This window comes from Phytohabitans maris, assembly GCF_031085175.1.
Classification (GTDB): domain Bacteria; phylum Actinomycetota; class Actinomycetes; order Mycobacteriales; family Micromonosporaceae; genus Phytohabitans; species Phytohabitans maris.
Map to the genome: position 1 here is coordinate 1 of NZ_JAVHUY010000045.1, position 13,534 is coordinate 13,534.

A 13,534-nucleotide genomic window follows, 5' to 3' on the forward strand; every position below is an offset into this window, starting at 1 on the left:
CCGTCCGCTCGAGCGCCCGCGCCGTCCGCGTCAGCGCCGCACCGGCGGCCCCCGCACCGGCCCACCCGCCGGCCGCCGGCGGGCGGCTTGAGCGCCGCGCCGACCGCCTCAGCGCCGGCCACCGCCGGCCGTCCGCGTCAACGGTGAGCGCCCGGCCCGGGCCGCCGGCCGTACGCGTCAGCGGTGAGCGCCCCGGGCAGCCTCAGCGCCGGGCCCGCCGCCGCGTCAGCGCCGAGCGTCCCGGCCGTGCACCGCCGCTGCGGCGGCGAGCGTGTCGTAGGCCACCGCGAAGCGCTCGGCCGCCGCGTCGACCGCCGTCCGGTCGCCGGTGGCGAGCAGGTCGAGCAGCAGCCCGCGCATGACCGCCACGCCCAGCCGCGCGTCGGCCCGGGCTGCCGCCTCGGGTACGCCGCGGGCGCGGGCGAACTCCACCGCCGGCTCCAACCACGACTCCACGACCCCGTCGAGCAGGGGGAGCGCGTGCGTGCGCCCCTGGAGCGCCTGCCCGTACACCTCGAAGAACAGCCGTTCGTGCGGCGCCAGCGCGGGGTCGGAGAAGCGCCGCCACATCCGCCGGATCGCGTCGCCCGGCGTGGCCGCCTCGTCGAGCCCCAGGTCGGCGAAGGCGTCCCGCTGGCGCCGCTCGACCGCCCGGATCACCTCGACCAGCAGCCCCTCCTTGGAACCGAAGTGGTAGATGAGCATGCGGTGGCTGGTGCCGAGCGCGGCGGCGAGCTGGCGCAGGCTCAGGTCGCTGATCCCGTGCGCGGCGAGGTGGTCGATGGCGGCGTCGAGGAGGCGCTGCCGGGGATCGGGCATGTACCATATGGTACATGCGAGTGCGGGACATCGATGTGACGGTGCGCTCGGAGGCGGACGCCGACGCGGTGTACCGCCTGCTCGTCGACGGCGCCACCTGGCCCGCCTGGTCGGGCCTGGGGTCGTTCGAGCTGGAGCGCGCGGACCCGGCGGGCGGTGAGGGTGTCGGCGCCGTCCGGATCTTCCGGACCTGGCCGTTCACCAACCACGAGGAGATCGTCGAGGCGGTCCCGGGGCGCCGCTTCAGCTACCGGCTGCTCTCCGGCATGGCTCTGAACGACTACCGTGCCGACGTCGACCTCACCCCGGACGGCGACGGGACGCTGATCCGGTGGCACTCCACGTTCACCGCCAAGCGCCCGTGGATGGGTGGGTTCTACCGGTGGTTCCTCGGCGGCTTCATCAAGGGCTGCGCGCGAGGGCTGGCGCGGGCCGCCGCCGGCGAGGTCAGGCCGGGACGTCGGTGAAGTGCTCGACCACCGGGGGCGCCGCGAAGTACGGCCCGATGAGCGAGCGCCACGTCGTAAAGCGCTCGGTCTCCCGGAAGTTCTCCACGTGCGCCTCGACCGAGTCCCACTCCACCAGGAGCACGAAGCGTGACGGCGACTCCACGCCACGGGTCATCCGGACCGAGCGGCAGCCGGCGGTTCCGGCCAGGACCGGGTGGCCCTTCGCGTACGCCGCCGCGAAGTCGCCCTCCTGACCTGGCTTGACGTCGATCAATGCGACTTCGAGGACCATGATCGTAGCTTACCGGGCCTAGCCTCCTAGGAAGCTTGAATGAGTGTGCTAGGAGTCGCATTACACAGCGGGTGGATGTGCCAAAAGCGGGCCGATGGTGGATGATGGAGCGCGTAGGAGGGGAGTATTCCCCCGCGACTTTGTCGTCAACACGGTCGTCGCCGGCGCAAACCCGTCGCCGACCCGGCATAGTCGGTCGCCAGTCCATCGGGGGCGCAGTCCGGGGGCGGCGGAAGAGACCTCCGACAGAGTTCACATCGCTTCGTCCACGACGGGGCGATGTCGTATGTCTGCCGGAGGTTTCCTTTGGACGTGTCCGCCGGGGTGTGGGTCGTCACACTCGTCGTTCTCGGCGCGGTGCTCGCCGTCGACCTGCTCATCATCGGCCGCCGCCCACACGAGCCGAGCATCAAGGAGTCCAGCATCTGGGTGACGTTCTACGTCGCCCTCGCGCTGCTCTTCGGGGTCGGGGTGTGGGTCACCAGCGGCGGCACGATCGCCGGTGAGTTCTACGCCGGCTGGCTGACCGAGTACAGCCTCTCGGTGGACAACCTCTTCGTCTTCGTGATCATCATGAGCCGCTTCGCGGTGCCCCGGAAGTACCAGCAGGAGGTGCTGCTCATCGGCATCATCCTGGCGCTGGTGATGCGGGGCGGCTTCATCGCGGCGGGTGCGGCACTGATCTCCCAGTTCTCCTGGGTGTTCTACATCTTCGGGGCGTTCCTGATCTACACGGCGGTCAACCTCGCCCGCGAGGGCGAGATGGACGCCGAGGACTACAAGGAAAACATCGTCATCCGCTACGCGCGGCGGGCCCTGCGCGTCTCCAGCGACTACGGCAACGGCCGCTTCACCACGCTCAACGGCAACGGGCGGCGCATGTTCACCCCGCTGCTGCTCGTGATGATCGCGATCGGCACGACCGACCTCATCTTCGCGCTCGACTCGATCCCGGCGATCTTCGGCATCACCGACGAGCCCTACCTGGTCTTCACCGCCAACGTGTTCGCGCTGATGGGCCTCCGCCAGCTCTACTTCCTGCTCGGCGGCCTCCTGGAGCGGCTGGTCTACCTGTCGCTGGGCCTGTCGGTCATCCTCGGCTTCATCGGCGTAAAGCTGGTGCTCGAGGCACTCGCCGACAACAACGTCCCGTTCATCAACGGCGGCGAGCACGTCGGCTGGGCCCCGCACATCCCGATCTGGCTGTCGCTGACCGTCATCATCGGCACCCTGATCGTCGCGACGGTGGCGAGCCTCATCAAGTCGTCCCGCGACAGCAAGCGCGAGCTGGTCGGCGCGGACCACTAGGGAGCCTTCGGCCGGGGCCAAAGCAGATACTCGCCCCGGTCCGCGTCGCCTGCGGACCGCATGCGCGGGGTCCCCGGGGAAACGTGGAGCGCAGCGGAGCGTTTTCTTGGGGTGCTTTCCCGCGGGCTGCGCTGCGGCCGGCGGCTCGCAGGGCTCGCCGAGTTCCCCGGCCTCCGCTGCTGGGTCCGCCGGCAAGCCCGACCAGGTCCGCACGAGCGCCGTCCGCGTCAAGGCCCCGACCGCGGCCGCCACCATGCGTCCGCGGAGCTCTCGAGCTGCCCGCACAGACGGGGCAAACGTGCCTCGGGCCCGGCGCCACCCGATGGTCTGCAGCGCCAGCGCCGCGGGCAGCAGCGGACACCCGCTCTTGTCGGCCCAGAACGCGCCCGCGCAGTCGGAGATCAACTCACGCGGATCCGCCCCAACGGTGCCTGGCCGAGTAGCGGTCGTCCCAGGCACGCGGTGAGCGGCAAGGTGCCGCCTCCTCCTGAATCATTGACCGAGCAAGCGGGGCTGTGGGAGGGCGGGACCGTGCCGCACCCTGGCCGCGAAACGGACCCGGGGTCTATCGGCGCACGCGGTGGGTCGCTACCAGGGTGGCGGCGCGGTCGGGGGGCATCGGTTCCTCGATGACGATTCGCCGCTGGTAGCAGGCGTGCAGCATGTGCCCCGGCCCGCGGTCCGACACCAGGCCCACGTGGTGTACGGGGCGGCCGGGGCGGGCGAAGAAGTACAGGTCGCCCGGGCGTTCGGCGCCGGGCGGTACGGGCTGGGTCGCGCACGCCTGGTCGTCCGCGTCGCGGGGGAGTGACACGCCGAACCGCCGCCACGCCAGGTGGACCAGCCCGGAGCAGTCGATGCCGTGGGCGGACATGCCACCCCACACGTACACGGCGTCGAGCAGCCGGCGGGCCAGCGCCAGCGTCTCGGTGGCCGGTGCGCCGTCCGGCAGCGGTACCACGGATCCGGGCGGCGCCCACAGTGGACCGTCGTGGCCGGGGACGTGTACGGGCTGGAAGCCGCCGACCGGCGGGCCGGCCGGGGCGAGCCGGGTGCCGAGTCCCACGCCGGGCAGCGCGATCCGGCCGCCGGGCGCGTCCAGCAGCGCCGTCTCGACCGCGTCGACCACCAGGGAGGGCTCCGGGAGCGCGCCCGACGCGAGCTGGGCGGCCGGCAGCCAACCCGGGTAGCCGCGCGGGTCGAGCGGGGCGGCCGGCTGCTCGACGGCGACCACGCGGGCCCAGCCGTCCGGGCGTACCTCCTCGACCAGCACCCGCTCGCCCAGCAGCAGCTGACTGACCACGCAGTCACCGACCCGCTGGTCACGGTCCATAGCGGACACCCACGCGGCGAGGTCGGCCCGGGAGGCGAGGGCGGGCGCGTCGACGGGGCGTACCGCCGCGGGGTCCGACCAGAGCGTCGCCACCGGGGCCGCCACGAAACCTACTGCCGGCTCAGTCGCCATCCATGGATATTATCTTCAGCCCCAGTCCGGGTGTCTCGGGCAGCAGGACCTCCGCACCCTCGTACCGGATGCCGCCCTCGACCGGCGACGAGGCGAGCCACCAGGCGGCGTCGAGGTCGCAGACGGCCGTGGTGCCGTAGGCGGCGACCAGGCTCGCGGCCGCGCCGATGCCGACCTGCGTCTCCATCATCGAACCGACCACCGTGCCCATCCCGTGCGCGGCGGCCAGCTCCAGCAGCGTGCGCGCCGGGCCGAGGCCGCCGCACTTGGCGAGCTTGACGTTGACCATGTCGGCCGCCCGCCGGCGGATCACCTCGACGAGGTCGCGCACCCCGTACACGGCCTCGTCGGCCAGGATCGGCAGCGACACCCGCTCGCTCACCCAGGCCAGCCCGGGAAGGTCCCACGCCGGCACCGGCTGCTCGACGAGCTCGACGTCCAGCCCCGCGTCCTCGATGCCCTGGATCACCCGCACCGCCTCGCGCGGCGTCCACCCCTGGTTGGCGTCGAGCCGCAGGCGCGCACCGGGGCCGGCGGCCGCCCGCACCTCCCGTACCCGGGAAATGTCTCCCGCCGCGTCGAGCCCGACCTTGAGCTTGAGCACCGCGAACCCCTCGGCCACCCGGTCCCGGGCCGCCGCGGCGAGGGCGCCGGCCTCGCCGGCGGAGAGCGTGACGTCCGTCGGCACGCGCGCGGCCGTCCCACCCAGCAGACGCGCCAGGGGTACGCCGAGCCGGCGCGCGGCCAGGTCGTGCAGCGCGGTGTCGACGGCGGCCTTCGCGGCCTCGTTGCCGGCGACCGCCCGCTGTGCCTCCGCCAGCCGGGCCTGGAGGTCGTCCGGGTCGCGGCCGGTGAGCAGCGGTGCGAGGATCTGTCGCACGCACGCCTCGCTGCCCGGCACGGAGGCGCCGGTGACCTGCCACACCTGCGGCGCCTCGCCGAAGCCCGACCGCCCGTCCGCGTCGACCACCTCGACGACGAGCGTCTCGACGGTGGTGGCGCGGCGCAGCGCGGTCACGAACGGGGTGTGCAGCGGCGCCGATACCCGATGGGTCCTGATCTCCGCGATCACCGGAAGCGTCCCTCCCAGGCCGCCGCCGAGACGCGCGCGATCAGCGCGCACGCGCCGGCGTCCGGCATGTCGGTGGTGGTGCAGACGGCGATCGCGTACGGCGGCGCGTCGTCCGGGAAGACCACGCCGGCCCCGTGGCGCACCCCGTCGACCCAGCCGTTCTTGTGCGCGATCCGGGTGCCGGGCGGCAGGCCGGCGGCGAGGTCCTCGGTGCGTTCCTGGCGCAGCAGCGTGCCGACCATGCCCTCCGGCGGCCCGAGCTTTCCGGTCACGATCGCGGTGAAGAGGGCGGCCAGGTCGGCGGCGGTGACGAGGTTGTCGAGGCCGGCCTCGCGGGCCGCGTAGTCTTCGATGCCGCGCGCGGTCACGCTGTGCCGCGCACCGGCCGACGCCCACACCCCGGCGACCGCGCCGAGCCCGACGTGGCCGAGGAGGATGTTGGTCGCCAGGTTGCTCGACCTGGTGATCATGCGGTCGGCCAGCCACCCGAGCGGCGCGGTGCCGCCGAGCCGCGCCCACACGTCCCCGTCGCTGTCGTAGTCGCGGGTGCAGCCGAACATCCCGCTCGCCGCCGACGCGAAGACGTTGTGCACCGGTACCTCGGCGTCGAGGTCGGCGCCGGAGCGGTGCAGGGCCGCGAGCACGGCCACCTTCATCGTGCTCGCGGCGTAGTGGGTCTTCTCCGGCAGGCGGGTGTGGCGGGCCGGCCCATCCAGTGGTCCGATGTAGACGGACACGCCCGGGGGCAGGTCATCCAGCATGCTTGCGGCGGGCCGTCTCCCGGGCCCGCTGGGTGGCGTCGAGGGTGACCTTGCGCAGCCGTACCGCCACCGGCGTCACCTCCACGCACTCGTCTTCGCGGCAGAACTCCAGCGCCTGCTCCAGGGAGAGCTTGCGCGGCGGGATCACCTTCTCGGTCTCCTCCGAGGTGGAGGCGCGCATGTTGGTGAGCTTCTTCTCCTTGGTGATGTTGACGTCCATGTCGTCGGAGCGGGAGTTTTCCCCGACGATCATGCCCTCGTACACCTCGGTGGAGGGCTCGACGAAGAGCGTGCCCCGCTCCTGGAGGTTGAGCATCGCGAACGCGGTGACCGCGCCGGACCGGTCGGCGACCAGCGAGCCGGTGTTGCGGGTGCGCAGCTCGCCGGCCCACGGCTCGTACGACTCGAAGACGTGGTGCAGGATGCCGGTGCCCCGCGTGTCGGTGAGGAACTCGGTGCGGAAGCCGATCAACCCGCGCGCCGGCACCAGCCACTCCATCCGGATCCAGCCGGTGCCGTGGTTGACCAGCTGCTCCATGCGCCCCTTGCGGGTGGCCAGCAGCTGGGTGATCGCGCCCAGGTGCTCCTCGGGGGCGTCGATGGTGAGGCGCTCCACCGGCTCGTACGTCTTGCCGTCGACCACCCGGGTCACCACCTGCGGCTTGCCGACGGTCAGCTCGTACTGCTCGCGGCGCATCTGCTCGACCAGGATGGCCAGCGCCAGCTCGCCGCGGCCCTGCACCTCCCAGGAGTCCGGGCGGTCGGTCGGCAGGACCCGGAGCGAGACGTTGCCGATCAGCTCGCGGTCGAGGCGGTCCTTGACCATGCGGGCGGTGACCTTGCCACCCTTCACCCGGCCGACGAGCGGCGAGGTGTTGGTGCCGATCGTCATCGAGATGGCCGGCTCGTCGACGGTGATGCGGGGCAGCGGGACCGGGTTTTCCGCGTCGGCGAGCGTGTCGCCGATCATGATCTCGGGGATGCCGGCGACCGCGATGATGTCGCCCGGCCCGGCCTCCTCGGCCGGCTTGCGCTCCAGCCCGTCGGTCATGAGCAGCTCGGAGATGCGCACCTTCTCCTCGGCGCCGCCCGCGCGGCACCAGACGACCGTCTGCCCCTTGCGGATCGTGCCCTGCCGCACCCGGCACAGCGCCAGCCGGCCCAGGAACGGGGAGGCGTCGAGGTTGGTGACGTGCGCCTGCAGCGGCGCGCCCTCGTCGTACCCGGGGGCGGGGATGGTGTCGAGCAGCGTCTGGAACAGCGGCTGCAGGTCGGGCGAGTCGGGCAGCGCGCCGTCGGCCGGCTGGGCCAGGGAGGCGAGGCCGTCGCGGGCGCAGGCGTACACGATCGGGAAGTCGATCTGGCTCTCGTCGGCGTCGAGGTCGAGGAAGAGCTCGTACGTGTCGTCGACCACCTCCTTGATCCGCGCGTCCGGGCGGTCGACCTTGTTGATCACCAGGATGATCGGCAGGCGGGCCTTGAGCGCCTTGCGGAGCACGAAGCGGGTCTGCGGCAGCGGCCCCTCGCTCGCGTCCACGAGCAGCAGCACGCCGTCGACCATCGTCAGCCCGCGCTCCACCTCGCCGCCGAAGTCGGCGTGGCCGGGCGTGTCGATGATGTTGATGGTGACCGGACCTCCCGACTCGGGGACGTACCGGACGGCCGTGTTCTTGGCGAGGATCGTGATGCCCTTTTCCCGCTCGAGGTCCATCGAGTCCATCACCCGGTCGGCCACCTCGCCCCGGGTGTGGAGGGCCCCGGCCTGCCGCAGCATGGCGTCGACCAGGGTCGTCTTGCCGTGGTCGACGTGGGCGATGATCGCGACGTTGCGGAGGTCCGAGCGGGTCTGCATGCCTTCCATTGTCCGTGCCTGTGATCACCCGCGCCCAGCGGGGTAAAACCTGTCACCTCGGCCTGGCATGCTGGCCTGTGTACCCCGGGGGGCCGCGTGCACGAGCTGGTAAACCTGCTGTCCGACCTGCCGCCGCTGCTGATCTACCTGCTGGCGGCGGTCCTCGTCGCGGGCGAGACCGCCGTCATCGTCGGCCTCGTCGTGCCGGCCGAGGCGACGCTGCTCACCGTCGGCTTCCTCGCCTACCTCGGCACGATCCGGCTGGCCCCGGCGGTGGTCGTGACGATCGCCGCGGCGCTGCTCGGCGACGCGCTCGCCTTCCGCAGCGGCCGCCGCTACGGGCCCCGGCTGCGCTCGGGGCGGTGGGGCGTGCGGATCGGATACGAGCGCTGGGAGAAGGCCGACGCGATGCTGGCCCGTCTCGGCGGGCGGGCGATGTTCGGGGCGCGGTGGGTGGCGTTCGTGCGCACGCTCGCGCCGCGCCTGGCCGGTGGCGCCGGCATGCCCTACCGCCGCTTCGCCCCGTGGAACGCGCTGGGCGTGGTCACCTGGGTCGGCGCCTCCGTCGTGGTCGGCTTCCTGGCCGGCGAGTCGTACGAGACGGTCTCCCGCTATCTGGGCAGGGCGACCGGGGCGGTGCTCGTGCTCCTCGTGGCGGTCGCCGCGATCGTCCTGCTTGGACGGTGGCTGGGGCGCAACCCCGACCCGGCGCTCGCGCTGGCCCGGCGGGCGGCGGCACTCCCGCCGGCACGGTGGGTCGTCGAGCGGTACGGGCTGCTGTTCTTCCTGCTCTCCATGCGCTTCGGCCCGGCCTGGGCGTTCCTGGCCAACCTGGTCTTCGGGCTCGCCCTGTTGCTGCTCTTCGCGTTCGCGATGGCGTTCGTGGTCACCGCCGTCGTGCGCCACAGTGGACTGTCCGTTGTAGACGACGTGATCGCCGACTGGCTCGCGGCCCGGCGCACCGAGGGCTTCGCCCGCGCGGCCGACCTCGTGGTCGACGTGCTGGGGCCCAAGAGCCTCGTCGTGGTCGTCGCGGTGGCCGCGCTCGTGCTCGCCTGGCGCCGCCGGGCCTGGCGCGGCGACCTGGTCACGCTGGTCGCCACCGCGGGCGCGTTCCTGCCGCTGGTGCTGCTCGCGGTCGCGGAGCGGGCCCTGGCCGAGCGGTTCTTCCTGACCCAGCACGCGGTCGTCACCGCCAGCCTGTGCACGTTGGCGTGGCTGCTGGCCCGGCGCACCCGGTGGATGGTCGCCGTGGCGGTGTGGACCGCGGCGATCGTCGCTGTGGTGACGGTCACCGCCGCCCGCCTCTACGTCGGGTGGAACACGGCCAGCCAGCTCGTCACGTCCGTGCTGCTCGGCGTGTTGTGGACGGCGGTTTTCATGGTGGCGTGGGCGACCCGGGCGCGCGTCGAAAACCCGTCGACGGACGTACCGGACATGTCGGGCTCGGCCCCCCGGTAGGCCGACGGCGAGCTGTTATGGTGCGCGCCGTGCCGCGCGAGGAGTGCGCCTCGAGGCCCGCGCGCGGACAATTTTCACAATTCCCTCCTGAGTCGCAAATCAGGCAAATACCGTGTAGTGCATGAGGTACGCCCGAATGAGCCTGACAGTCGTGGTCGTGTCCCTCCTCTTGCCGAGCCCGGCGGCCGCCGCTGCCGCGCCCACCGCCACCGTGCGTTCCGGTGGCACCGGCCTCAACCTGCGGGCCGGCCCCTCCACCGCGGACGCCCAGGTCGGCCGCCTCGCCGAGGGGAGCCGCCTGGCGGTGGTCTGCCAGGTGTACGGGGAGCTCGTCTCCGGGACGCAGCGCCGCACGCCGGGCTGGAACCGCCTGTCGAACGGCCGCTACGTCTCCGACGCGTACGTGCGCTGGAGTCCCACCCGCCCCTGGGTGCACTGGTGCGGCCCGAAGGGCGCGTCCCGGCCGACCGTGCGCACCGGCACCGGCCCGGTCAACGTGCGCAACGGCCCGAGCACCAAGTCGGGCCGGGTGGCCACGCTCGGCGAGGGAAACGTGCTCCGGGTGGAGTGCCAGGTGTGGGGGGAACTGGTGAGCGGCAAGATGCGCCGCTCCGCCGCGTGGAACCGCATACCCGGCAACCGCTACATCGCGGACGCCAACGTGGACTGGCGCGGCAACTCGCCCACCCTGCCGTGGTGCGGCCAGCAGGCGCCGACCGTCCCGCCGGCGAACGCGAGCCAGTTCATCGCCCGCACGGTCGGCCCGGCCCAGGCCGGCTACCGGCAGTACAAGGTGCCCGCCTCGGTGACGATCGCGCAGGCCATCCTGGAGTCCGGGTGGGGGCGGAGCTGGTTGACCCGCCGCGACCACAGCTACTTCGGCATCAAGTGCTTCGGCGACCCGGGCGGGATCGCGGTGGGCTGCCGCTCGTACGCGACGAGCGAGTGCGAGGGCAACAAGTGCTACCGCACCACGGCTACCTTCCGCGCCTACCGGAACGCGACCGGCTCCTTCGCCGACCACGGCCGCTTCCTGACGGTCAATCCCCGGTACAAGAAGGCGTTCGCGTACAGCCGCGACCCGAACCGCTTCGCCATCGAGATCCACAAGGCGGGGTACGCGACGTCACCCACGTACGCCCAGAACCTCATCGACCTGATGAAGAAGTACAACCTCTACAAGTACGACAAGTGAGTCGGCTACGGCTTGGTGGCCCCCACTCCTCGCCCATGACGCCCGACGACAGCCGGCGCGGCGGCGCGGGTCGCGCGAGTTACCGCGCCCTCTCCACTGTGGACTGCGCGGCGGACGGCGGTCTCTCCGCCGCCCGCCGGGTGAGCACCAACGGGGCGTCCTCGGTGATGGCGATCGTGTGCTCGGAGTGGGCCGTGCGCGAGCCGTCGGCCGACCGGATGGTCCAGCCGTCGGCGTCGTAGACGATCCGGTCGGTCGTGCGGGCGAGCCAGGGTTCGAGCGCGAGCGTCAGCCCGGGCCGGAGCGTGAGGCCGCGCCCCGCCCGGCCCTTGTTGGAGACGTGGGGGTCCTCGTGCATTGTGCGGCCGATGCCGTGGCCGCCGAACTCCGTGTTGACCGGATAACCGTACTCCTGGGCCACCGCGAAGATGGCTGCCGAGAGGTCACCCAGGCGGTTGCCCGGACGAGCCACCTCGATCGCGGCCTCCAACGCCTCCTCGGTGGCCCGGATGATCCGCAGGTCCTCCTCGGCGGCGTTGCCGACGACGACCGTGCGCGCCGAGTCGGCCGCCCAGCCGTCGATGCCGACCGCGAGGTCCGCGGTGAGCACGTCACCGTCGCGGAGCGTGTAGTCGTGCGGCAGGCCGTGCAGGACCGCGTCGTTGACCGACAGGCAGATGACGTTGCGGAACGGGCCCTTGCCGAAGGACGGCGCGTAGTCCCAGTAGCACGACTCCGCCCCGCGGTCTTTGATCATGCCGCGCGCGTGGTGCTCCAGGTCGAGGAGGTTGACGCCCACGTCGGCGAGCCGGCCGACCTCGGCGAGCACCTCGGCGACGAAACGCCCGGCCACGTGCATGCGCTCGATCTCGGCGGGCGTCTTCAGCTCAATCACGAATACCTCGCGTCACAGGGTGTCGGTATAGTTATACCGGCACGCTAACACTTGCCGGTATAGTAATACCAGTCCTATCCTGGGGTGCATGGTCCGCCAGCCGCTCACGCCTGAGCAGATCGAAGCCGGTAGGCGTCTCGGCGCCCTGCTGCGCCACGCGCGCGGGGGACGCGACCTGGCGGAGGTCGCCCACGCGGCCGGCATCTCGCCGGAGACCCTACGCAAGATCGAGACCGGCCGGCTGCCTTCTCCCGGGTTCGGCACGATCATCTGCCTCGGTGAGGCGCTCAACCTGCCGGTGCAGGAGCTGGCGGCCACCTGGCGCGGCAGCGACCTGCCGCTCGAAGCCGTCGTGTAGCCGCCGCCGCACCCGTCCTGTCAGAGGCGCGGCAGCAGCGCCAGCGCGACGTCCAGCGCGCGCGTGCCGACCTCGCCACCGTCCTCGGCGTTCCAGACCTCGGAGAGCACCGCCGTCACGAACGCCCACGCCACCACCCGCTCGACCGGCAGCCCCATGCCGTCCGCGAGCTGCTCGACGCGGGCCGGCAGCAGCGCGAGCAGACCGTCCTCGCGGCGGTCCGGATCGGGGTTATAGACCATGGCGCCGGCCTCGTGGCCGGGGTCGCCGACCACGCCGTGCGGGTCGATCGCCAGCCACGGCTCGCGCTCGGCGCGCAGCACGTTGTCGTGGTGCAGGTCGCCGTGGAGCACCACCCGCGCCGGCGCGGAGGCGCAGAGCTCGTCGAAGAGCCGGCTCGCCCGTTCGACCAGGTGGCGGGGGAGCGGGTGGTCGCCCGGGTAGGCCAGCAGATGCGCCGCGAAGGCCGCGCCCCGCGTCTCAAGACCAGGCAAACCCCCATCGGGTACGGCGGCCGCGTGGAGCCGCCGCATGACCGCCAGGATGGCCGCGGTCGCCTCCGTGTCGCGCCGAGGGACGAGCGCGCTCGCCGGCGTACCCGGGGCGGCCCGCTCCAGCAGCAGCGCGCCCCACGCCGGCTCGTACGCGAGCAGCCGCACCGCCCCCGCGCCGGCCCAGCACCGCAGCGTGGCCGCCTCGACCGGCAGGTGGTCGGCGCCGGGCAGCCCCAGCTTGAGCACGGCGGCCGTGCCGTCCGCCCGGATGGCCGGCGCCACCCAGTGGTAGCTGAGCCGGTACGGCTCGCCGAGCCGCAGCTCCCACGCCCGTGCCACCTCGGCCCGCAGCGCGGGCAGCTCGTCCAGCCACCGCCTGCCGTCCGCACCCCAGACGCCCGAGACGTTTCGAACCAGCGCGGCCGGCAGCGCAGCACCCACCGCCCAGACGCTACTCCCCGACGACCTCGCGTTGAACCGTGTGGGGGTGGGTGCCGTACTCAGGGGCGCAGCCCACATCCCAGGAGGTCCCGCATGCGTGTCCGGCTGGTCGCGGCGGTTCTGTTCGCCGCCGCTGTCGTCGTCGGGGCCGGTGGGTGTGGTGGCGGGGCCACCGCCGGCGGGGACTGGAACGCGGGGCGGCCGCCCGCCGCGGGACAGCCGGCCGCCGCCGGGCAGGAGCCGGCCGCGGAGCGGAAGGCCGGGCCGGTGCCGGCCACGCTGAAGTTCACCGGGACCACATTGGACGGCAAGGCGTTCGACGCGGCCAGCCTCGCCGGGCGGCCGACCGTGCTGTGGTTCTGGGCGCCGTGGTGCGCCACCTGCTTCGGGCAGGCCGCCTCCGTGTCGGACATGCAGGCCGAGTTCGGCGGGAAGGTCAACCTGCTCGGCGTCGCGGGGCTGGGCGACGCCAAGGAGATGGCGGAGTTCGTCGCCGACGGCCAGGTCGGCAACGTCACCCACCTCAACGACCAGGCCGGCGCCGTCTGGAAGAAGTTCCAGATCGCCGAGCAGAGCACGTACGTCTTCCTGGACCAGGACGGCAAGGTGCTGAGCAAGGGATGGATGGACAGCATCGACTTCGAGGGCAAGGTCGCCGAGCTGGCCGGCTGA

At 72.7% G+C, this 13,534-nt stretch carries 14 protein-coding genes; 6 read left to right on the forward strand and 8 right to left on the reverse strand.

Features of this window, described 5'->3' with window-relative positions:
* Positions 1-225: 225 nt before the first annotated feature.
* A complete protein-coding gene (locus RB614_RS34500) occupies positions 226-819 on the reverse strand; it encodes a TetR/AcrR family transcriptional regulator (protein ID WP_308716904.1) in 594 nt (197 codons plus the stop codon).
* A gap of 14 nt (positions 820-833) precedes the next feature.
* Between RB614_RS34500 and RB614_RS34505 the strand changes: the two genes are divergently transcribed.
* Positions 834-1,286: an SRPBCC family protein gene (locus RB614_RS34505; RefSeq protein ID WP_308716905.1), complete on the forward strand. Its 453-nt coding sequence runs from the start codon at positions 834-836 to the stop codon at positions 1,284-1,286.
* Here RB614_RS34505 and RB614_RS34510 read toward each other — a convergent pair.
* Positions 1,267-1,560 (reverse strand): antibiotic biosynthesis monooxygenase family protein, encoded by a 294-nt coding sequence (locus RB614_RS34510; RefSeq protein WP_308716906.1) that lies wholly within the window; start codon positions 1,558-1,560, stop codon positions 1,267-1,269. The genes RB614_RS34505 and RB614_RS34510 overlap by 20 nt on opposite strands.
* A gap of 306 nt (positions 1,561-1,866) precedes the next feature.
* On the opposite strand from RB614_RS34510, the gene RB614_RS34515 reads away from it, so the two are divergent.
* Entirely contained in the window at positions 1,867-2,868 is a 1,002-nt protein-coding gene (locus RB614_RS34515) for a TerC family protein (protein WP_308716907.1), read from the forward strand.
* 565 nt (positions 2,869-3,433) lie between these two features.
* On the opposite strand, the gene RB614_RS34520 is transcribed toward RB614_RS34515, so the two are convergent.
* The 4 genes from RB614_RS34520 to typA are packed head-to-tail and all read right to left on the reverse strand — an operon-like array spanning position 3,434 to position 8,018.
* Positions 3,434-4,333: a C40 family peptidase gene (locus tag RB614_RS34520; RefSeq protein WP_308716908.1), complete on the reverse strand. Its 900-nt coding sequence runs from the start codon at positions 4,331-4,333 to the stop codon at positions 3,434-3,436.
* Complete coding sequence (locus RB614_RS34525; RefSeq protein WP_308716909.1) at positions 4,323-5,405, reverse strand: mandelate racemase/muconate lactonizing enzyme family protein; 1,083 nt, start codon at positions 5,403-5,405, stop codon at positions 4,323-4,325. The genes RB614_RS34520 and RB614_RS34525 overlap by 11 nt, the downstream gene beginning before the upstream one ends.
* Complete coding sequence (locus tag RB614_RS34530) at positions 5,402-6,166, reverse strand: serine hydrolase (protein ID WP_308716910.1); 765 nt, start codon at positions 6,164-6,166, stop codon at positions 5,402-5,404. Before RB614_RS34530 ends, RB614_RS34525 begins: the two co-directional genes overlap by 4 nt.
* Positions 6,156-8,018, reverse strand: coding sequence for a translational GTPase TypA (gene typA / locus RB614_RS34535; protein ID WP_308716911.1), 1,863 nt, complete (start codon positions 8,016-8,018; stop codon positions 6,156-6,158). The genes RB614_RS34530 and typA overlap by 11 nt, the downstream gene beginning before the upstream one ends.
* Positions 8,019-8,114: 96 nt before the next feature.
* Here typA and RB614_RS34540 point away from each other — a divergent pair, with 96 nt between their 5' ends.
* Together RB614_RS34540 and gsmA are read left to right on the forward strand one after the other, a co-directional pair.
* Positions 8,115-9,479, forward strand: a complete 1,365-nt coding sequence (locus RB614_RS34540; RefSeq protein ID WP_308716912.1) for a VTT domain-containing protein — start codon at positions 8,115-8,117, stop codon at positions 9,477-9,479.
* Between the two features lie 136 nt (positions 9,480-9,615).
* The gene (gene gsmA / locus RB614_RS34545) at positions 9,616-10,674 is read left to right on the forward strand and encodes a sporangiospore maturation cell wall hydrolase GsmA (RefSeq protein ID WP_308716913.1); all 1,059 of its coding nucleotides are present in this window, start codon (positions 9,616-9,618) and stop codon (positions 10,672-10,674) included.
* Between the two features lie 79 nt (positions 10,675-10,753).
* Here gsmA and map read toward each other — a convergent pair whose 3' ends face one another.
* Positions 10,754-11,569 (reverse strand): type I methionyl aminopeptidase, encoded by an 816-nt coding sequence (gene map / locus RB614_RS34550; protein ID WP_308716914.1) that lies wholly within the window; start codon positions 11,567-11,569, stop codon positions 10,754-10,756.
* Between the two features lie 88 nt (positions 11,570-11,657).
* Here map and RB614_RS34555 point away from each other — a divergent pair, with 88 nt between their 5' ends.
* A complete protein-coding gene (locus tag RB614_RS34555) occupies positions 11,658-11,927 on the forward strand; it encodes a helix-turn-helix domain-containing protein (RefSeq protein WP_308716915.1) in 270 nt (89 codons plus the stop codon).
* A gap of 20 nt (positions 11,928-11,947) precedes the next feature.
* Here the strand turns inward: RB614_RS34555 and RB614_RS34560 are convergent, their stop codons facing one another.
* On the reverse strand, positions 11,948-12,862 hold the full coding sequence (locus RB614_RS34560; RefSeq protein WP_308716916.1) for an aminoglycoside phosphotransferase family protein: 915 nt from the start codon (positions 12,860-12,862) through the stop codon (positions 11,948-11,950).
* 93 nt (positions 12,863-12,955) lie between these two features.
* Here RB614_RS34560 and RB614_RS34565 point away from each other — a divergent pair, with 93 nt between their 5' ends.
* The gene (locus tag RB614_RS34565) at positions 12,956-13,534 is read left to right on the forward strand and encodes a redoxin domain-containing protein (protein ID WP_308716917.1); all 579 of its coding nucleotides are present in this window, start codon (positions 12,956-12,958) and stop codon (positions 13,532-13,534) included.